The 20,708-nt window shown below is 41.6% G+C and carries 17 protein-coding genes; 8 read left to right on the top strand and 9 right to left on the bottom strand.

The features are described 5' to 3' along the window. Complete coding sequence (locus CUN85_RS13155; RefSeq protein ID WP_205804396.1) at positions 1–393, bottom strand: divalent metal cation transporter; 393 nt, start codon at positions 391–393, stop codon at positions 1–3. 833 nt (positions 394–1,226) lie between these two features. Here CUN85_RS13155 and CUN85_RS08575 point away from each other — a divergent pair. The 5 genes from CUN85_RS08575 to CUN85_RS08555 all read left to right on the top strand — a co-directional run bounded on the left by CUN85_RS08575 (position 1,227) and on the right by CUN85_RS08555 (position 6,825). Next, positions 1,227–2,012: a helix-turn-helix transcriptional regulator gene (locus tag CUN85_RS08575; RefSeq protein WP_235856268.1), complete on the top strand. Its 786-nt coding sequence runs from the start codon at positions 1,227–1,229 to the stop codon at positions 2,010–2,012. A gap of 499 nt (positions 2,013–2,511) precedes the next feature. Then, positions 2,512–3,624, top strand: coding sequence for a uroporphyrinogen decarboxylase family protein (locus CUN85_RS08570; protein WP_167848836.1), 1,113 nt, complete (start codon positions 2,512–2,514; stop codon positions 3,622–3,624). A gap of 42 nt (positions 3,625–3,666) precedes the next feature. Next, a complete protein-coding gene (locus tag CUN85_RS08565; protein WP_135389911.1) occupies positions 3,667–4,125 on the top strand; it encodes a DUF7479 domain-containing protein in 459 nt (152 codons plus the stop codon). 42 nt (positions 4,126–4,167) lie between these two features. Next, a complete protein-coding gene (locus CUN85_RS08560; RefSeq protein WP_135389910.1) occupies positions 4,168–5,616 on the top strand; it encodes a radical SAM protein in 1,449 nt (482 codons plus the stop codon). 72 nt (positions 5,617–5,688) lie between these two features. After that, positions 5,689–6,825: a phenylacetate--CoA ligase family protein gene (locus CUN85_RS08555; protein ID WP_135389909.1), complete on the top strand. Its 1,137-nt coding sequence runs from the start codon at positions 5,689–5,691 to the stop codon at positions 6,823–6,825. Positions 6,826–6,889: 64 nt separating this feature from the next. Here the strand turns inward: CUN85_RS08555 and CUN85_RS08550 are convergent, their stop codons facing one another. The 8 genes from CUN85_RS08550 to CUN85_RS08515 form a co-directional block, all read right to left on the bottom strand. Continuing rightward, entirely contained in the window at positions 6,890–7,771 is an 882-nt protein-coding gene (locus CUN85_RS08550; protein WP_167848835.1) for a DUF1638 domain-containing protein, read from the bottom strand. Between the two features lie 322 nt (positions 7,772–8,093). Beyond that, complete coding sequence (locus CUN85_RS08545) at positions 8,094–8,876, bottom strand: DUF5714 domain-containing protein (protein WP_235856267.1); 783 nt, start codon at positions 8,874–8,876, stop codon at positions 8,094–8,096. A gap of 11 nt (positions 8,877–8,887) precedes the next feature. After that, the gene (locus CUN85_RS08540) at positions 8,888–9,781 is read right to left on the bottom strand and encodes an SDR family NAD(P)-dependent oxidoreductase (protein WP_235856266.1); all 894 of its coding nucleotides are present in this window, start codon (positions 9,779–9,781) and stop codon (positions 8,888–8,890) included. A gap of 2 nt (positions 9,782–9,783) precedes the next feature. Continuing rightward, positions 9,784–11,193: an aldehyde dehydrogenase family protein gene (locus CUN85_RS08535; protein WP_135389907.1), complete on the bottom strand. Its 1,410-nt coding sequence runs from the start codon at positions 11,191–11,193 to the stop codon at positions 9,784–9,786. 36 nt (positions 11,194–11,229) lie between these two features. Beyond that, positions 11,230–11,940, bottom strand: a complete 711-nt coding sequence (locus CUN85_RS08530; RefSeq protein ID WP_235856265.1) for a hypothetical protein — start codon at positions 11,938–11,940, stop codon at positions 11,230–11,232. Between the two features lie 377 nt (positions 11,941–12,317). Continuing rightward, positions 12,318–13,337 (bottom strand): methylcobamide:CoM methyltransferase MtbA, encoded by a 1,020-nt coding sequence (gene mtbA, locus CUN85_RS08525; RefSeq protein ID WP_135389906.1) that lies wholly within the window; start codon positions 13,335–13,337, stop codon positions 12,318–12,320. Positions 13,338–13,556: 219 nt separating this feature from the next. Beyond that, positions 13,557–14,222: a corrinoid protein gene (locus CUN85_RS08520; RefSeq protein WP_135389905.1), complete on the bottom strand. Its 666-nt coding sequence runs from the start codon at positions 14,220–14,222 to the stop codon at positions 13,557–13,559. Positions 14,223–14,536: 314 nt separating this feature from the next. After that, positions 14,537–16,705, bottom strand: a complete 2,169-nt coding sequence (locus tag CUN85_RS08515; protein WP_135389904.1) for an oxidoreductase — start codon at positions 16,703–16,705, stop codon at positions 14,537–14,539. A gap of 304 nt (positions 16,706–17,009) precedes the next feature. Here CUN85_RS08515 and CUN85_RS08510 point away from each other — a divergent pair, with 304 nt between their 5' ends. The 3 genes from CUN85_RS08510 (at position 17,010) to CUN85_RS08500 (ending at position 20,640) form a co-directional block, all read left to right on the top strand. Beyond that, entirely contained in the window at positions 17,010–17,351 is a 342-nt protein-coding gene (locus tag CUN85_RS08510; RefSeq protein WP_135389903.1) for a hypothetical protein, read from the top strand. A 188-nt stretch (positions 17,352–17,539) separates the two neighbouring features. Further along, positions 17,540–18,262, top strand: coding sequence for a helix-turn-helix transcriptional regulator (locus CUN85_RS08505; RefSeq protein ID WP_235856264.1), 723 nt, complete (start codon positions 17,540–17,542; stop codon positions 18,260–18,262). A 734-nt stretch (positions 18,263–18,996) separates the two neighbouring features. Then, on the top strand, positions 18,997–20,640 hold the full coding sequence (locus CUN85_RS08500) for a methylamine methyltransferase corrinoid protein reductive activase (protein WP_135389901.1): 1,644 nt from the start codon (positions 18,997–18,999) through the stop codon (positions 20,638–20,640). Positions 20,641–20,708: the final 68 nt, after the last annotated feature.

Genomic DNA, 20,708 nt, shown 5'->3' with positions numbered 1-20,708 from the left:
TTAATGATGCCGGTCAGGATGTTGATACCCAGAAAGATATATGTAGATAGAACCCTGCCGCCGATACCCTGCCAGAAGACTTTCACCAGTAGCAGCCGTATAGCGCTGACCATACAGGAAGAACGGGTATTTGAATAGATTGGCCAGTATAATCAGCCCCAGAAGACCCCATCCATAATGCGCTCCGGCCTGGGTCGACCAGACCAGGTGCGATCCGCCGATTGCAGAGCAAGCTACCAGAATACCAGGTCCGATAGCCTTAAAAAGATTTGTACGGCTGTCAGAGCCTGTGAAAAGATTTCTGTTGATCTTTCTTAAGATATTGGTATGACTGCCAGGATACTCAGCAGCCACCGGTAGGCTTGCATCAGTTGTTGGTTGCGTTTTGTTCATAATTGCTTCTCGTAATAAATATCAGATGTCAGATACTAAAATCGGCCATTGTTTTTACAAATTTATAAATATATATACTTTTTGATTATAGTAGTCTTTTCCGGTATGTTCCGATACTTATGGCATACTGATGTGCCAGGAACCTGAGGATCTGCAGCCATTGACGCAGATCAGTTGAGAGAATCTATTATTGTAAATGGAATAATGGTGTAAAATGGAGGATTATTCATGATTCTTATATAGAAAGGATATTATTATGCCGCTGAGAGTTTAATGAACAGGTATTGACCGTGAAAAGATATACCTGACCATCACAAGGAAAGCATGCTGCAGAACTAAGATATGGATCGAGCTTCGATATAGGATAATTGATGTCTGTGAAGATTTGCCGGATAGAACATAAATATGACAAATCAGGGATTCGGTTCGAATAAAATGTAATTTTACAAAAAAATACTTGTACTTAAATCTTTGCCATCGCACCACCAATATTACTGATTTTTGATTTGTTTCACTGGCAGAACGAAAAACATGAATAGAAAATATTTGATTTGTGTTCCTCTTATGGGAACTTTTATAAAGCAATGAGTAAAGCACGGTATAAGAGTAAAATGATGTATTGATTTCAGAAGTTGATTGCATAAATGTAGTTAACGCTGTTAACATGAAACCAAAATAATGTTAATGTACATGCCGCAAAATAGCTTCCAATAAACTACAATCAGATCAATAACATGAACATCACAAATTACATGATTTCCATCCAAAATAAGCGTTTAGTGCCCGAAATATAGAATTTTTTATATAAATAAAACAAGTATGCCAGGTAAATTATGATGAAGGCTGAATTAATAAGCACCGTGTTCCTATCAGAAAAAAGGAAAAATACTTTAATTACGTTAATGGAAGGACCGGCCACTATTGATGAAATAAAAGACTCATTGACAGGAACCACCAGTGCAATAATGGCTCAGGTAAAAATACTTCTTGAACAAGGGCTCATCGAACAAGAAGAAGATGAATACAGATTGACCAGTGTTGGGAGGATAATTATGAAAAGAATAAAGCCTCTCATAGAAACACTGAATGTATTAGAGGAGAATAAGGATTACTGGCATAGCAAGGACCTTAGTGCAGTTCCTGAATTCCTGTTGGACAGAATTGGTGAGTTTGGTAATGTCATGATACACGAACCGGACCTGAATCACCTTTTCGAACCACCAAAGGACTTATTAACCAGTCTTAAAAAGACAAAGAGTGCATCTACATTTTATTCATATTTCTGTCCTAGCTGCCCTTGTAATTATTCAGAGCTGGCAAAGAAAGAAGTTTCTTATGATCTCATCCTCACAAAACCCGTCTATGAACGATTAAGGGATGAATATACCGAACAGCATAACGCAATGATGGAATCCCGAAATTCGAATATTTACATCTGTAATGATAATATATTAAAAGTTGGTGCTCTTTCGGTTACAGACGATCTTATGTTAATAGCTTTTTTCAATAAAGACGGAGTGTTTGATCATAAAAAGGTCATCTGCTTTGATGAAAGTGCACGTAAATGGGGTAAAGACCTCTTTTTACATTACAAACAAAATTCAGAAAAGATTAAGTAAAAACAGAAGCTGTAAAAACAAGTTCACAGGGAATAGAAAAGTAACTATTCCTCTCCATGGACTCTGTGTCCTTTGTGGTTGCATCTGCCTACAGTTGTGATTGTGACATGGGGATTCCTGCAGAATAAATTTAGTTTAATGTTAAAAACACAATCTTATCTATTGCTGTTTGTTATACAAAGTTGAATCCATTCATGGGTTTGATATTATCAATGGTTTGTTCTTTTTCTTTACTGAAGTTTTTCTGCATGCTGTAAATCCTGAATACAACATTTGCAATAATCATAATTTGAACCTGGAAGAATGTGTTGATAATAATACTTGTATTGATTAATTACCTGAAGTTATTATATATAAATTCACTTTGCTATTTGATTATGGTCACAATTACAGATTCCTGAATCTGTTTGCTGACCGATGGTATTATTTGTAAAATCGGTGGCAGGAATGAGAAAGGATTCCTTTCCTGTCAACTAAATTAGAAATGGGTGATTAAATCATGCCAGCAAAAGATTATGCACCAATAGATCAAAATTGGCTCGAAGATGCAGGAAATTTATGGACAACACCTTGGGTTGACAAACCATCTGAAAGAGTTATTGTGGACCCAATTATTCTGTCCCACGCTGCAAGCTTGTTTCGGAAGAATGCAGGGTATTTCTATCAGAACCCTGATGAAGCGGTAAGGATGGTATGTGCTGCCTGTGAACTTTATGATGTCACTCCTGTAGGCCACTATCTCTACGCAGACTACTGGGGACTGGACTACGGAGCGGAGATAAAGATGCAGACCAATTCTCCGCCAGGTATTACAAAGCGTCCGATAAAGACCGCTGAAGATGTCGATAACTTTGAAGTCCTGGGTACAGATGAACTGGTTAAAGGTCCGACCCTCACAACACACTACAAAGCACTTGATACAGTTTTAGAAGAATATCCTAAAATGTTCGCACCTATCACTCAGCTGGGAGGTACAATGGAAGTAGCAACCAACTGGGCTGCTATCGAAGACGTCTTTATGTGGATGATCACAGAACCTGAGGTCGTCGACAAACTTTGTACCAAAGCAGGTGACCATATGGTAAATGCCTGCAGAGCAACAGCAGAGAGATACGGTGCAAACGTTATGATCACCGGTTCGGTTATCGCCAGTGGAGACCTCATGGACAGGGAACAGATAAAGAGATTCAGTTTCCAGCCAGTTTCCCGTGCAGTTAGAAAGGTTCTGAATGCAGGTGCAGGTCCGGGTGTATACTATCACCTTTGTGGAAACCACACTGATGACTTTGAGATGTGGAAAGATGCTCCAATGAGTCCATTCACAATTATGCAGATCGGCTATGACGGACAGAACATATTCCCAACTTCAAAACTGGTAGAGAACTTTGGAGACAGATGTACATGTTTCGGGACAGTCGATACAAAAATTGTCGACCGTGGCACTCCTGCACAGGTATATGAACAGGCCAGGGACCAGGTTATTGCCGGAAAGGACAGCCCGAGAGGGTTCATTTTAGGAACTGCGTGTGAATGTCCAACCAACGCTCCACCTGTGAATGTCCATGCACTGGTAAAGGCTGCGAAGGATTTCGGGAAATATGAAAAGTTCTAAGGATAACTGGCAATCACACAGATAAAATAGAGAGGATTAATCATGGATATAAAAATAACTGAAGAACTGGACAATTTATTGAAGGACAACGGTATGAAAAAGGAAGAGATCCAGGAAATGATCGACAATGCAGAGTCCAGCGAAACTAAGTTGGAAGCCAGAGATGGTGATATTTCTATTGCAAAGGGTGTTTCAGACAACCTTACCATGTATGCTGTCTACTCACCATCCGAACTTGTTAATGTATATGCCCATAAAATGAAGATTCTTGGCCTCACCGGTGGAGAACTTGATGACATCGAATATGATGACACAAGTGACTGGGTATGTGCAAAGTGCGGTGAAATAGCACTTGAGAGGAATGTAGACATGACATATATGGGCGTTACAAGGCCAGGCCCGGGTATTGTATGTCCGAAATGTAATGAGTTCTACATTTCAGATGGTGTCGCAAAGACACTGAAGACTGCCGAATCGATCCTGGAAGAAAAGAGAGCTTAAATAAACCTCAAAATCCCGGAGATACAATTTGAGGGGGATATAATGGAACAAATAGGGACAGTCCAGAGCCTGTGTCCTGAATGCCTTAAGAGAATAGAAGGCATCAAGTATGTAGAAAACGACAGAGTATACATAAAAAAGGAGTGCGCTGACCACGGTAGTTTTACAAGTCTTGTATCCATGGATGTGAATCACTACCTGCAAATGAAAGAATGTTTCGATGTGGACAGAGCAAAAGCCAAAGAACCTCTAACGGATACGGAAAAAGGCTGTCCTTTTGATTGTGGCCTGTGTCCCTCTCATAAACAGGATACATGTCTGGCAGTAGTGGAAGTGACTGACAGATGTAATATGAAATGCACTTACTGTTTTGCAAATTCATCAATGGATGCCAGTCTTGATCCTGATATGGAAACTATCAGGAAAATGTTCGAAACGGTTAAGAGATGCCAGAACGATCCGACCTGTATTCAGATATCCGGCGGAGAACCAACTTTGAGAGACGATCTTCCGGAGATCATCAGAATGGGCAAAGAAGTAGGAATAGCTCACATAGAGTTGAACACCAATGGTATCAGGATAGCCAGGGATCAGGACTACTTTAACAGAATAGCATCTGCCGGCATAGATGCAATTTATCTTGGGTTTGATGGAGTATCCGATGATGTCTATAGGCAGAGAACAGGAAGGGATATGATCAATGTCAAGACCGAGGTCATCAACAGGTGTGAAAAGGCAGGAATAGGTGTCGTTCTCGTACCACTTGTAGCAAAAGATTACAACTTACACGAGGTCGGCAGGATCATAGATTTTGCAGCTAGCAGAGTTCCGGCAGTAAGGGGTGTACATTTCCAGCCGGTATTCTACTCTGGAAGGTCCCCTTCCGAGATGCAAAACAGGGTGACTATACTGGAACTGCTTGAATCAATAGAAGAACAGACCAGCGGACAGCTTAAGGTTAATAACTTCACACCCTCCCTGATGCCACATGCACACTGCGGTGCAACTTGCCTGACACTAGTCGATAACGGTGGATTTCTGCCATTAACGAATCTTTCGTCAGGAGCAGTGCAATCCGCATCGGATGTGGCAAGCAAGACCAAAAAATCAATTATGGGCCGATGGAAAGGCCTTGAAAAAGAAAAGGAATCAAAACAATCCTGCGGGGATTTGCTTATTAAAGGCTCCTGCTGTGAAAAACCACTCAGTGATATAACTGTAAAAAGTTCATGCTGTGAGAAGCCACTTACTTCGGCCATCCCGGGATCAGGTTCCGGTCTTAGCGGTGGATGGGCGGATTTTATAGAGATGAGCAAGAATAACTATCTCACGATATCGACAATGGCATTCCAGGATGTCTGGTCGTATGAGCAGGACCGTGTTGAGAACTGCTGCATACATGTTGTGACGCGTGATTGCAGGTTTATTCCTTTCTGCAATTACAACATGACCAGCTGTAACGGCGACTTCCTGTACAGGAATGCTACCTGATACCACTATTTTCTTTTTATGTTTTTCCAGTTTCAGAAAATAGATTACTATAACAGAGCAGGAGGCAGAAACTTGAGTCTTCCCTCAAAGATAAATACATCTATCCGTATGAGTGTGGCAAAAAGAAAACTTGAATCCAGAAAGATAGAACTTCGGGACGGAAACCCGCTTGAACAGTGGGGTCTGGCTAAGATCAAAAACGATATAAAGAACAATAAAGAGCTAAAGGAGCTCTTTGGCCAGAAGGAGCCAGACAAAAACGACATTCAAGAATATAAGCTTTTCAAATTCAGGGAACTTATTGCATACGCTCTTGAGAACAGCCCTTACTACAGAGACCTGTATACCAGTGCAGATATCTACCCTTCAAATATCCGGAGCTACAAAGACCTTGAACAAGTTCCGCTGACCGAACAGGAAGAACTTGCAAACAAGCCCTACCACTTTCTTTGTGTTTCAAGAAAGGATATCGCCCGTGAATTTACAAGTTCAGGCACAACAAACATGCTCAAAAGAATGGCATATACCCAGGGAGAGTTGCTGGAGATTGTGGATTCCGTTATTTCCGGACTTAAGATGGCAGGAATGGATTCAAAGGCGGATACGCTGCAGATAATGTACCCCACCATAACAGCTACCTGGGACCCCGGACTTGTCCTGAGCAAAGCATGTGATCTTGCAGGTTATAGTTCTGTGATCAATGATTCAATGGATGTGCATGAGCAGATGAATACAATAAAGGAAGCAGGCACAACTATAATCATAGGTACTTCGTCCTTTCTTTATGAAATCTCAAAACAGATCCGTGAACTTGTAAAACCAGGTGAGATGGGTATTAAAAGGATTATCTGTTCATCTGAGCCCCTGACCGAGGATATGAGAGAAGAGATCGAGAATGCATGGGGATGTAAGACCCTTCGACAATGGGGAATGACAGAACTGGGACTGGCCAATGCAATCGAATGTGAGCATCAGAATGGCTTCCACCTGAATAATCCCGATTTTCTGGCGGAGATCATAGACCCTAAAACCGGGAAAATACTGCCGCCTGGAGAAAAAGGTGAGCTCGTAGTCACTACCCTGAGAAGGAAGTGCATGCCTCTTATCCGGTACAGGACAAGGGACATAACTTCACTGATCGACGAACCATGCAATTGTGGTGCCTGCTTGGACCAGAGGATCGGAGATATCGAAAGACTGGTGGCATAAGTCTAATACTTCCTTTTTCTTATTCTTTACAAAGAACTGTGTATCAGAAAAAGGAAGGATCGGATTAAACAGTCCTGAGCATCGGTTTCTCACTCTCACTACCAATCTCATTTAAAACATCCCGCGAACCAGATACAACTACTGAGGACATAATCTTACCTGCAAGTATCCTATCCCTGAAACCAAAGAAGGAATCGTTGATAATATCCTGTTTGCCTTCGATCTCGAGGATATTGAGCTGGAAGATTTTGGCAAAATCTTCTATTTTCTTATCGTAATCCTCTGTATACTGCAAACCGGTATCGATTTTTATAACGGCCTCATAGCCCATGGAATCTAGGACGAACTTAGCCATCTCGACATCTTCCCTGTTCTCAATGAACCCGCTATGCTGGAACATTTCCTGCCAGTTCTGTACCCACATCGGGGTCATTACTATGGTGCTCTTCCTGTTGAAACCGGCTATCATCTTCAAAAATGACTTCCTGCCGCCAACGACCGCACCAATGCAGTCGTCAACTATCCTTCCATCACTGTCTCTCAGAATAGATACAGGACATGGTAACTGTTCCAGGTCTTTATCTATTCTTTTTAGAACATTTCCGCATAGGCCATAGAATAAGAATATACCATCAGAGAAGTCAGATATTTTTTTAACGTTCATATAGACTTGTTCTCGAAGGCATTTCGGGTCACCGTGCAATGAAAGACCCATGATGTTGATTGTAATGACATAACTATCGGAACTTGCTGATCCGCATTCATCTGAAACCTCATCCAAAGGCAGGAACCTGTAAGATAGACCAGCCTTTTCCATTTTTTGGACCATACCGGTGCACTCTTCATTTTCGATGATGATAATGTCATCTATTCGGGAATCCCTGCACAAGATATCAATAATCTCATCCTCAAACATCCGGCATCCGGTTATGTTCATTACTGTCATACATGTATCCTCTTTATACATATATTGTATCAGAGGCTTTGATATTGGCACAAGCATTTGTTCGATCAGCGCTGTAGTCCATCACAAAACTTGTGTCATTGTTGATCATATCGATATTATCAATACCTTTGATAATTTTTGCTTTATCGATAACTACATATAAGTATATGCTTAACGCAGTTAACAGTATACATATTTATATACAGGACCGTAAAATCAAATACTAGTACATAAAACAAGTGGAATTATATGGGAAACAGTAAAAAGGAATAACTTTTAAACGCAACGCACAAATTGTAAACAGCTATGAACCAAATGCAATTCAGTTTTTCTTCCTGAACCTGCAGTTGACATCGCATTCCCTGTTATATATCATATAGTTACAGGTCCCGGATATCTCAGGCATTTCCCATTCTAACTCCAAAAGTCCTGAAAGGTATCTCATTCCTTCTTCAAGTGATATACGGGTTGTTTTTTTACAACATCTGGCTCCGCCTGACCTGGCAATTGAGTTAAGGGCCCTCGAAGTCGCAAGATTGGCATGGGAACGTTCTTCGGGTGTCAGAGGTGTGGCACCAAGCAGAACGCTTACAGCAATACCAACTCCGACCCCTGCGCCACATGCTCCGTAGAGACCACAGTAACCGCCTGGTACTGTTCGTCCGCGTTTGATGGCCTCCCGGACAGCTTTTTCCTTTCTCAGTCCCCTGTGATTCTTGTAGGCTGCCACGAGCACAGCAGGTACAAGAGCATGGTGTTCCGGGCCGTGCATGTGGACCGCCGGATGCTCCATGATCTTTTCCGCTATAATGAAGGGATTGTCCTCATTGGTACTCAGGCAGACATCCCCGATTACTGCAAGAGCCTCTTTCGAGTGGCATTTATTGCAGATATAGTGACCGTTCCTGCAAAGAAAATATGTTTGCTCTTCGGTTTCGCAATAATAGCATCTTCCGTTTATCGCCTGATCCAGATATTCGACTTCAACATCACACACCAGACAATTGCTCCTGTTTTCTGCTGCCGGGACAGAAATATGGGGGTTCAAACTTGTTTTTATTTCACAAATATCACAGACTTTCTTATCCTTGCATACAATATCCATTTAATCACCTTTTACATATCCTTTGATTCTTTTTCTGGTTGAACATCGAATATATGCTGAAACCTGCTTTCACTCATTTCTTTCAATTGCCAGCGTGCAATTCTCATGAGCCAGCCAGTGGGCAGGCGGCAGACCAGGGAATGTAATAAACCAAAACCCCTGCCGGGAATAACAATGTCTTTACCGGACTGCATTGCTCTGTACGTGTCAAGTGCAACATCCCTTGCAGTGACGGACATCCATGAACTGAAGGCCTTAGCCCCTTCCATTTTGGCAGATATCCGGAAACCGGTATCTCTTACTGCTGTGGGACAAACGGCCAATACTCTTACTTTCAATTTGTTTTCCTTTAATTCATAATTGAGGGCCCGGCTGAACTGCAATACAAAACTCTTGCTGGCACCGTAGGTGGCAAAATAAGGGCTTGGTTGGAAAGCTGATACAGAAGACATATTGATGATCTTTCCCTCATTGCGTCCTATCATCTCTTTTATGTATAGACGGGTCATCTTGTATACTGTTAGCACATGTAGCTGCAACATGTCAAGTTCCCGGTCCTTATCGATGTCATGGAAAAAACCACAGGTCCCAAAACCTGCACAGTTTACAAGTACATTTACCTGAATACCATTCTTCTGAGTGAATTCATGAACATTGTTTGCAGCATCAGGAAGAGTCAGATCCTGCCTCATGAACATGATCCGTATATCCGGGTCAATTGTACTCAATCCATACTTAACATCTTGAAGATCTTTGAGATGCTTGTCAACTAATACAATATCATAACCATCAAGAACGAAGAGTTTCCCCAGCTCTCTTCCGATCCCGCCTGCTCCACCGGTGATCAGAGCAGTTCTTCTGTCTGCTTTTATGCAAAAATCACAAGGATTGTTGCTGTCCGGCATGTTCACATCCACCTGTACATACTTTTGATCAGTTTCCCAATGCGATTCGTGTAAGGAGGATAGATAAGACCTAAAGAACCCCATTTACGTTGAATTACGCTTCTGGTATTGGAAAATTCCATAAAGCAATGAAACCCAAGTGATCTGCCCACTCCACTGTTATTATTACCTCCGAAAGGTAGCTCGGGATTACTATAGCCGAGCATATAATCATTGATCACTGTACCACCTGATGGGTTTTTTTCCATGAAATACCGGATATTGTCCTTATTATTACTGGCTATGTAAAGCATCAATGGATTCGGGTTGCCGCTGATTATCTGGTTTACCCTTGATCTGTTATTATAGGTGATTATAGGGAGTAAAGGGCCGAAGATCTCTTCCTGCAGAATATCCATTTCTTCCGAGACATTGCCAAGGAGAGTCGGCGTAATGAAACGGCCATGCCTGTCAAAATCACCACCGTACAGTACACATGCCCCTTTTCCCAGCGCATCCTCAAACAGATGTCGAAGTCGCTGAAAATGGTGATCACTTATGATCCTGCAATAATCAGGTGACTGATCCACACCTTTATCCTGCTGGCAATAGAACTCTCTAACCGATGATATGAACTCATGGATGAATACTTCTTTTACCGATTCATGTATAATGAGATAATCAGGACTTATGCAGGTCTGGCCACAGTTAATGGATTTGGCCCAAGCTAAACGTCTTGCCATTTTAGGTATGTTCGCAGTCTCATCTATAATTGCCGGAGACTTTCCGCCAAGCTCCAGAGTAAGACTGCTAAGATACTTTGCAGCTTTGCCCATGACTATCTTTCCAACCTCGGGACTGCCTGTAAAAAAGATGTGGTTGAAAGGTAATTCCAGTAATCCGGATGCAACCGAAGCATCACCTTCGATAACCGCCACTTCTTTCCAGTCAAACAAATGATCCATCATTTTTTTTATATAAGCTGACGTATGGGACGATATCTCACTTGGTTTTAACATGACGGCGTTGCCCGCAGTTATAGCGTAGACCAGAGGAACAAGGGAGAGATTGAGGGGAAAGTTCCATGGCGACATAATGAGTACTACACCCTTGGGTTCATAGCGGATATATGACCGGGTACCTGCCAGAGGGAGCGGTGTGGGAACTTTATGGTCCCGGAGCCAACGGTGCAGATTCTTTCTCAAATAGGTTATCTGAGTTTGAATTACACCCACTTCAGTTGCCAGGACCTCTACATCCGGTTTCCGCAGATCCTTGTATAAAGCATCGAACAGTTCCTCCAGATTATCCCGGTCCTTCAGATAATTGTCTATACGCATCAAACGTTCCATTCTTTCCTTTGCACATGTCAGTGCAAGTTTGGAACAATTATCTTTCTGGCTCCTGAATATAGTTTCAATATCCGGTTGCATCCAATGCATCACTTCTTTACATTTGATATTTCATGTTTATACTGAAATAAAGCCAAGTAACGAGAATATATAGAAAGTAGTTAGTACAGCAGCAGCTGCGGATTCCTTTGTGCTCCTGTTATTCCTGCCCTTTGCCAGATCATTTATTGTAAGGCAGACCCAGAGAAGGAATACATACCCTGCCATAAGGGACAAAAGTGAAAAATCCGGATGGTACCATGTACCAAGCATTTCACCGGTAAATTCAGTAAGGACAGTGAAAAATGCTACAAAATAGGCAAGCCTTAAACCTTCAAGTGTCCTGAAAAGCATGAATGCAAGGGTGAATTTTATCAATATACCAACAGGATTTGCAGACATATCGAACACAAGGTAGTCAATGGCAAATAATACAGCCAGACTTAAAACAACAAAGTAACTGGTGAGACCAAACCAATGATTGTTGGAATATTTTCCCTCAAAGTTCTTCCATAACTTATGGGATGACCAGAATATTGTTCCGTAACCTGGTATCAGCCATATGGGAGAACCACCTACAAATCCTCCAAGATATGTAAAATACCCGTATCTGACGCCAAGGAGTTCATGTACGTACCCGAACACTGAAGCTATAATAAGGAATATTCTGCCTTTTTGTTCACTGTTCTTCCAGAAAAGAACCCATAACAGGGAAAGGGCTATTGTTGGTATGACCTCGTCAACCGTAACCCTGTAGTATACAAGAACACTGAATATCACAAAAAGCATGAACGTAAAAAAGTAATGTGGATTGTTTAGAAGTATTCTGCTTTTTTCTTCAAATGAGTTTTTCAGATCATTAGAAGGTTGGCTTTGAGCATTCCGGATACCTAAAAACACTCTTAATTGAGACATCATATTGATCACTACATTTTACAGATATTGCAGGTTGATTCAATTATTATTCCAATACTTTACGGACCTTTGCTGAAAAATAAAAAGAGCCAGTGAAATATCACTGGCAAGGGAAGTGTGGAGGTAGATTTGTGGATAAAATCGATTCTGTTATCTCAGTTATCCAGATACTACCGTACCAAAGGATAATTTCCCCGGACAGAAGGTGACCTGAACATGAAAGTTACTATCCGAAGAAATTATCTTTGATTTTAATATGTGTGTCCTTTTGCCATCTCTATCATTGCCTGAAGGTTTGCATTGGGAGTCTTGCTCACGATCCCACATCCGGGTCCCAGGAGTCCTGCCCCTGCAGCCAGTAAATCCTTTGATACTTCCCTGATCTGTTCTGGAGTCTTTTTCCACAGGACACTTACAGGGTCCAGGTTTCCAATTATAACTGCACTGTCCACTTTGCTCAGAGCGGTTGCTACATCCACATTCTGGTCTACACTTATAGCATCCACATCTGATGATTCCATCAATGCAAGACTTGGAGTAGTATCTCCGCAGATGTGCAATACCGTGGCCACGTTCAATTCGTGCATTGTATCGACTATTCTTTTGTGTGCAGGTACTACAAACTTCTGATAAAATTCGTCACCTATGAGCATGGCACTTGCCGTAGGATCAATGATGACCATGGTGTCGGCTCCGTTATCCACCATTTTCTTCGCATAGGCAATGTTGAATTCTGTAGTGAGTTCCATAAGTGCGAATGCGAACTTCTCGTCAGTCATAATTGCCATGAACCAGTCATCACCATTCATATGCTGTGCAAGAGAGAAAGGACCCAGCATGCTGCCCATGATCGGAAGTTCATCTCCGTACTTGCCCGCAAGGATCCTGATAGCATCACAGACAACACCAATCCTTCCTTCGCTCAGGTCATAATCTTTGAGCTTTTCAATATCCTCGATCGATTTTATCACATGACCCACAACGGATGGTTGCTGTTCTTTTGTACCTGCCTTGATCTCACAACCAAAGAACTCAGCTTCGGCTGTAATATCGAAGGGAACACGCACAGCCTCGAATCCAACGACTGTGTGACCTGCCTCAGCAAGTGTTGCCATTTTTTCCGCATCTTCATTAGCTTCCGGCCAGAAAGCACCACATGCTTCCATCTGTTCCACGGTTCCTGTTTGTGTAACGGAAATTGCTGGCATTCTGTCAACGCTTTCTCCTCTTAACGCAAGTGCCAATCTCTTTTTAGGTGTATATTCATCCATTAAAGTGAACTCCTGTAATCACTTGTTATCGTTTTACTAAAATGTGATATAAAGTGACTGAGACCAGGTGACGATGCAGACTCCTCCCCTGGCCTGATCAGGTCCCAGTCACCAGTTCTGCAAAAGATCCATTATGACCTGCTCCTGTTCACATCCTGGACGGGGTGACGATGGCATGGATGTACAGGAATACTCCTGGATCTTTTGCAGGTTTTCATCTTAATCCCATCTGCCAGGTGAAAGTGACTCAACTGCTTCCTTTGCCCACCTTGCAGCTTCCATTGCATCGGTCTTTGTTGCATCAGCACCGATCTCTGTTGCAAAATCAGCAGTTATAGGTGCACCGCCAACAATGACCTTCATATTGTTCCTGATACCTTTGCTATTCAGACCATCCATGACCCTCTGCATATTGTCCATGGTTGATGTCATAAGTGTGCTTATGGACATGACATCTGCCTTATTTTGGGCAGCTGCTTCGACAAACTGTTCTACAGGTACATCTTTTCCAAGATCAATTGCTTCAAAGCCTACGGCACTCATCATGGTCTTAACAAGGTTCTTACCAATGTCATGTACATCTCCTTCGACAGCACCGATTACAAGGACTTTCCTTGCACCTGATCCTTCTGTCTTGATATGAGGAATAAGCACATCCATACCTGCATACATTGCATTGGAAGCCATCAGGAGATGTGGCATAAATGCCTGTTTATTCTCATATTTCTCGCTCATGATCTCCATTCCTTTTGCAAGACCGTTTATTACTGCTATGTAAGGGTCAACCCCCTCATCCAATGACTTTTGTGATAATTCAGCTGCCTGATCTTTCTTTCCGTTAACTACTGCTTCTGTCAGTCCGTTGATGATCTCATTTTCTTCCATAGAATGCCTCCTGATTTTTGCTGTCAACTCTCAAAAACTCATTTATTATTGACAATTCATCATACCTTATATGAATATAAATAATAACTTATGGTAATTAATCAACGATATAAATATTATCGACACTTTGTTCTCTGTTCAAAATGTGGATTTTGCAAATCAGACATTCTGGATTTATGGTCTGCAGTAAAACTCTGGTAATGAAAAAGAGAAAGCCTTTGATAATATCAAAAGCTTGAATATTAACTGAATTTGAGTATAAATGGTCTCTATGCATGCAGGGAAATTGATTGATTGATTGATTGACTGATTGGTCAAATATTTCTGGCTATCTCATTCGCCCCTGTTATTGCTTCCCAGACCCCCCCGGATCTGCTTGAATCCCCGACACAGTATATCTCCGCTGCAGTTCTATCTTTGAGAAGATTATAATATAATACATCGTCTGCATGTCCACCTGTGGCAAATATTACAAGATCAGTCTCAATAGTAATCTCTTCCAGATTGTCCGGATCAAGTTCTTTTTGAAAAGGAACATTAACATTCGCCGGAATTAAAGCTTTCCAGGGTGTAAATGGGTCCTTACGTGCCCTGTTCGCTTTTATATAGGCTTTCCTGTCTGAAAAGCCTGTGACCTTTGATGCATTGTACACCGTTATGGGTCTCTTTAAACAATCTTCCCTCTTTCCCGATGGAGAACCTTTGCCCATCATCATCCATAAGATCTGAGATCTGTTGGCCATTACGGTTCCTGGCATCAGTTCCTTATTCTTCCCAACCAGGGACACATTTATGCCTTTTTCATAAGCCAGAGAGTAAGCAATCTCGCAACCCAGTATCCCACCCCCGATTACCAGGACATTGTCTGAGTTCTCTGGCAATTCCATATCCTTTTGCAGGAACTCCCTGGCTTCAATATATCTGATCTTTTCCAGACCTGGTATGGAAGGGATAATTGTTTTCAGACCGTTGCAGCAGATAATCACACCGAATTTATTTTTGACATCATCTGCTCTTATTTTCTTATTAAACTCAACTTTCAGACCATCCCCTTTCAGGATGTTCAGTCGATGCTGGAGATTGTCAAGATATCTTCTTATATCATGTTTTATCTCCATCTTGCCGGCCAGACACAACTGTCCGCCTATCTGCCCGGTCTTTTCAAAAAGGGTTACATCATGTCCCCTCATATGGGCTGTCATAGCTGCTTCACAGCCTGCAGGGCCTGCACCGATTATGGCGACCTTTTTTACGAGATCTGCTGGGACCAGCTTTTTAGTATCTTCAAAACCAGTGTAAGGATTTACCGAACAACATGGATGTCCTCCCTTTTTGAATGATTCTATACACCCTTCATGATCACCTATGCAGTGAATTATCTCTTTGATCCTGCTTTCTCTTACTTTAGCAGGCCAGTAAGGATCTGCCAGGAGAGGCCTTCCAAGCATTACAAAATCCGCCCATTCCTCCTTCAGAACTTCCTCGGCCTTTTCAGGTTTACCAAGCTTTCCGACTGCTATTACCTTTGCATGTATGCCTTCATGCCTGAAATGGTCCTTTAACCTGCCAGCCATTTCCCTGACATACACAGCATCATCGAAATAGGATGGCGGATGTGGCCAGAACCAATTATCGTAACAGCCTTTATCTACATCGAAAGCATCCACCCCGGCTTCATAAAGAGCTCTGCAGAACCGTAATCCTTCTTCAATTGTCCTTTCTTTTCCACGAAAATGTTTCCTGAATATCTCGTCTCCGTAACTTTGCTGAAGAGCCTGGGTCAGACCTATTCTGTATATAACAGGATAATTGTCTCCACACCGTTCCTTTATTTCCCTCACAACATCTATTCCGAACTGGAACTTGTTCCTGTACCTGCCAAATCTTCTTCTGTTCCAAGGTGCGGAGGTCAGCTGGTCCATAAGGTATCCTTCATGACCATGTACATGTACACCATCGAATCCGGATATCTTTGCATTTGCTGCACTCTGTCCGAACATTTTAACTATCTTTTTAATCTTATGATCGGATAGAGGAAGATGAGGAACCCCGGGCACGTAGAAATTCCGGTTCCATGAAGAAGATCTCAGGATCTTCCCTTTCAATGCAGGCTCAGGGGAGCCGACTCTTCCAAGACCGGCGGATAGCTGGATGAATATTCTAGACCCGTATGGCCGCACACCTGCTGTAAGATCCCTCCAGCCGCTGAGACGGGTTCTTGATGAGCCATCTATACGGGGAAAATAAGTTGTGCCGTTCTCTTCCGAAATAGTAGGATCAATACCATAAGAAACAGGTACCAGGCCAGTTACCAGAAGACCGGTACCTCCTTTTGCCCTTTCGATGAAATATTTGATCATCTTATCAAGGGGACGGCCAAAGGGATCCGCCATATTGATATTGCCTACAGGAGCCATAATTATCCTGTTTTTCAACTTACAGTTGCCAATGCTACCGTGCTCGAACAATTTTTCAAATGTCATCGTTCCTCATAATATGGCTGATCTTAATAATTATATTCCGATTGTGCTTGCAAGAAAAGAAGGTCAAAGCAAGCAGCATGATTTAAAGTACAATCTTTCCTTTGTTTCTTATAATGCAAGAGAGTATGTACGCATTCAGGACTTATATTTAATCCTGATATTGAGTAGATGGCGTTGATTATATCAAAGCCATTGTTTTTTCTCCGGCCGAAGATTTACTATTATTGCTTGATTTCATACAATAATTCGTTATATATATATCCAAAAGCAAATTTCATATCAGAAGTCAGAAAGGTGAAAAGAGATGTCCGATGAAAAGAGATATGTCGATGATCTTACACGTGATGAAAGGTATTCTTTTGAACTTCAGCGAAAAGGTGTGAACAAGAGCTTTTATGATGCTAATAAAATACTTCTTTGCCCGGAATGCGGCGGATCTTTCAATCTGTTCTATTCAAGAGCAAAACTTTGTGCCGGATGCCCAAGTCTAGTAAGGGGATGTGAACTTGCCAGATGCACACATTGCCATACCGAATTCCCTTTGAGAAATCATATGTCTAAAAGGGCTACCAGGACAACATCCAATTACATTGAATCAGTTGTAAAAAGATATCATGACACTTTCGGGGAAAGACCTGGTCAATGAGATATTCAGAACGATCCGGAATGTCTGAATGCAGGGGAGCTTGGCGGGGTTAGATGTTCACGACCGTCAGGTTCAATTAAGTACAAATAATGATTAAATTCCAGAAAGTAAAGGTAAGTGATCCGACCATGAAAACAGAGTTGATAAGTACTGTATTCTTATCAGAAAAAAGGAAAAACACTCTTATTATGTTACTGAATGGACCAGCAACAATTGATGAAATAAAGCAGTCTATCAACGGTACTACAAGTGCAATAATGGCTCAGGTGAAAATACTTATTGAACAGGGACTCATCGAACAAAAGGACGACGAATACAGACTAACGCATATAGGCCAAATCATTTTGAAAAAGATCAAGCCATTGATCGAAGCATTGAATGTTGTTGAAGGAAATAAGGAATTCTGGGATAGCAGGGACCTTAGTGCAGTACCTGACGATCTTCTGGACAGAATTGGAGACCTCGGAGATGTTACGATACATGAACCGGATCTGAATCACCTTTTCGAACCACCCAAGGAATTACTTGTTAGTCTCAAAAGTAGTGCAAATGTCTGCACTTTCTATTCATACTTCTGTCCTACCTGCCCTTGTAATTATTCAGAACTGGCAAAAAATGAAGTAAACTATAATCTTATACTGACAAAACCGGTCTATGAACGATTAAGGGATGAATATACTGACCAATATAATGCAATCATGCAATCTCAAAACTCACATTTGTTCGTCTGTCATGAACAGATAATAACACCAGGTGCAATCTCTGTCACAGACGATCTCATGTTGCTATCATTTTTCAATAAGAAAGGCTTCTTTGATCATAAAAAAGTAATAAGCTTTGAAGAAAATGCACGTCAATGGGGTCATGAATTCTTTCTGCATTATAAGGAGAATGCAGAACAGATCAAATAACTATTTTTATATAGCCCTGCTTCAGAATGATTGTCATTCAGAGCTTTATTCACCAAGTATCTATGCTTTTGATAAAATCAAAGATGTCAATTGTTCTTCAGCCGTTGTTTTCCTGCAAGCTTAAGATCCTGTATTCCTTATTCCCAAAATCTATTATCTGAATTGAAAACAGCAGGTTGATAATAGTAATTATGTTGATTGATTACCAGAGGTTATTATATATGCTTTAACCGGATACTGTCATTTGTCCCTGTCCGGCACGGATAGAGAAAAGCAGATGTTGAATATGTGATTGCATAGTATGGATCTATCTGGTCTACCTCCGGCATTCAAGTCCAACTTTCAGAAATATTCACCCTATACCATTTCTGCAGGGCTGTGCAATATTCTCACTTTACATCTGCTCTACTTTGCGGGGTCTCTCCACACTAAAAGGCCCTGCAGAGTAAATTTAGTAAAAATAAAACTATCTGTAGAAATTAATTTTTGCTTCTGAAAGGTTTTACCAGCAAGTAGAAAAACCGTTTTGATTTAATCGACTGCATTATTTTTATTGTAACCTTTTCTTTTATCAAGCACATTGTCTGGATCCGATGCATCGACTATATCGCTAGCTCTTATTTTTTGTTCGAAGTCGTTATTTATACTTATCTCACAGATTGCCTGTATGCATAATTGCACGGACTGTTAAGCAATAATGATTGAAGATTTACTAAATTGTACGGAGGATCAATTTGTACGGAATTGCATTGGATCTGGGAACAAGTGGATTTCGTTTGCAGCTTTTAAACATTGGAACCGGGAATACCATAAAAACAGTAATGACAATGAAACATCCACTCCCGGGAGGAAATGTGATAGACCATCTGGGTTTTGCGATTCAGGTAGGGGAAGATAGTGCACATAAGATAATCACCCATACGATCTGCAAAATGCTTGATGAGTTGCAGGTTCCCCTCACCATGATCAGCAAGATCGCTGTATGCGGAAATCCGATTCAGCTTTCCCTTTTCCAGAACATAGAGATAAGGGACCTTGCCTATGCCGGTAAGAACATGCAGAAAAGGCTTGGTATTGAAAATGTGAAAAGGGGTATGATGATCTATAAAGGCTATGAGATATTCGGTAACGATTCCGGTCTGGATGAATGTGAAATTATCGTGCTCCCTTCAATTGAACATGAGATAGGTGCCGATGCCCTTGCAATGATGATCAAGACCGATTTCATTGAACAGGAAGATATTGCCATTGTGACTGATTACGGAACCAATGCCGAAATGGCACTGAAGATAGGTGACCGTATAGTAACATGCAGCGCAGCAGCAGGACCTGCTATAGAAGGACAGGGTATCAGATGCGGGATGCTTGCAAGTCCCGGTGCGATCTCCGATGTGAATGAAGAGCACAGTTACTGGAGAATCACTGTTCTGGATGAAGATATGAAAAGCGGGAAGGGGGACCTGATCGATCCGATAACCGGCTCCATTGTCGAAAAAGGTGAAGTTCAGTCCCGGGGAATCACCGGAACAGGTGTGATCTCTGCCATATCACTGGCGGTCAGTACAGGTATAATCAAAAAATTGCCTGAAATACCAAATGGAAAACTTGTTCTTGGTGAAAATATCTGCCTTACGGATAAAGATATCGCTGAGGCCGGTAAAGCCATTGGCGCTATAAGAGCCGCACACCTGACGTTGCTAATAGAATCCGGTGTAAAATATGAGGACCTGAAGTATATGTACATGTCAGGTGCATCAGGTACCTACGTAGATGCGGAAAAAGGTAGAAAGATCGGTCTTGCACCAATATTCACACAGAAAATAATACAGTTTGGAAATACATCTCTGGAGCTTGCAAAGGATATAATTCTTGGAAACTACGAACTCAAAGAGATAGAGGATCTTGCTGAGAGAATAAAAGCAGATCACATAATGCTGGCTTCAAATGAAACTTTCAAGAATATCTATGCATGCGAACTTGCCTACTGGACCGAAGGTATGCAGTATGAGACGTATAATTATTTCCTTGAAGCCTATGGTATGCCACGTTTGCCGGATGTTACCTGCACACCGTCAATTCAACACAGGGTCAGCAAGGATATCGAAGATACAGGATATGAAGGAATCCGGATCATAAAAGACCTTGATATGATCATAGAAGAAAAATCACACGGATGTATGCAATGCAGAATATGTGAACGCGAATGTCCCGAGAATGCCCTTCAGGTAGTGCCTAAGAATGGTGACATATATGTTGACTATACCGCACATCTTTGCCTGGGAATAAGCTGCAAAAGGTGTATAGGAGTATGCCCTGTAAAAGCTATAAAATACAGACATATAAAGCCGGTTTCCATAGGAGGTCTGCCTGCGGTATAACTCTCTCATACTTTTGCTGATAGATTTGCTTTTGATAAAATAGAAACTCTTGAATGAATCTCAAATTG

Source organism: Methanolobus halotolerans (assembly GCF_004745425.1).
GTDB lineage: Archaea > Halobacteriota > Methanosarcinia > Methanosarcinales > Methanosarcinaceae > Methanolobus > Methanolobus halotolerans.
The sequence above is the reverse complement of the archived record's forward strand: the minus strand, read 5'-3'. Positions and strand labels throughout refer to the sequence as shown.

Bases quoted from the DNA above. Each gene is read 5' to 3' on its own strand.
- CUN85_RS13155 (WP_205804396.1), bottom strand. From the start codon at position 393: ATGAACAAAACGCAACCAACAACTGATGCAAGCCTACCGGTGGCTGCT.
- CUN85_RS08575 (WP_235856268.1), top strand. From the start codon at position 1,227: ATGATGAAGGCTGAATTAATAAGCACCGTGTTCCTATCAGAAAAAAGG.
- CUN85_RS08570 (WP_167848836.1), top strand. From the start codon at position 2,512: ATGCCAGCAAAAGATTATGCACCAATAGATCAAAATTGGCTCGAAGAT.
- CUN85_RS08565 (WP_135389911.1), top strand. From the start codon at position 3,667: ATGGATATAAAAATAACTGAAGAACTGGACAATTTATTGAAGGACAAC.
- CUN85_RS08560 (WP_135389910.1), top strand. From the start codon at position 4,168: ATGGAACAAATAGGGACAGTCCAGAGCCTGTGTCCTGAATGCCTTAAG.
- CUN85_RS08550 (WP_167848835.1), bottom strand. From the start codon at position 7,771: ATGACAGTAATGAACATAACCGGATGCCGGATGTTTGAGGATGAGATT.
- CUN85_RS08545 (WP_235856267.1), bottom strand. From the start codon at position 8,876: ATGGATATTGTATGCAAGGATAAGAAAGTCTGTGATATTTGTGAAATA.
- CUN85_RS08540 (WP_235856266.1), bottom strand. From the start codon at position 9,781: ATGCCGGACAGCAACAATCCTTGTGATTTTTGCATAAAAGCAGACAGA.
- CUN85_RS08535 (WP_135389907.1), bottom strand. From the start codon at position 11,193: ATGCAACCGGATATTGAAACTATATTCAGGAGCCAGAAAGATAATTGT.
- CUN85_RS08530 (WP_235856265.1), bottom strand. From the start codon at position 11,940: ATGCTTTTTGTGATATTCAGTGTTCTTGTATACTACAGGGTTACGGTT.
- mtbA (WP_135389906.1), bottom strand. From the start codon at position 13,337: ATGGATGAATATACACCTAAAAAGAGATTGGCACTTGCGTTAAGAGGA.
- CUN85_RS08520 (WP_135389905.1), bottom strand. From the start codon at position 14,222: ATGGAAGAAAATGAGATCATCAACGGACTGACAGAAGCAGTAGTTAAC.
- CUN85_RS08515 (WP_135389904.1), bottom strand. From the start codon at position 16,705: ATGACATTTGAAAAATTGTTCGAGCACGGTAGCATTGGCAACTGTAAG.
- CUN85_RS08510 (WP_135389903.1), top strand. From the start codon at position 17,010: ATGTCCGATGAAAAGAGATATGTCGATGATCTTACACGTGATGAAAGG.
- CUN85_RS08505 (WP_235856264.1), top strand. From the start codon at position 17,540: ATGTTACTGAATGGACCAGCAACAATTGATGAAATAAAGCAGTCTATC.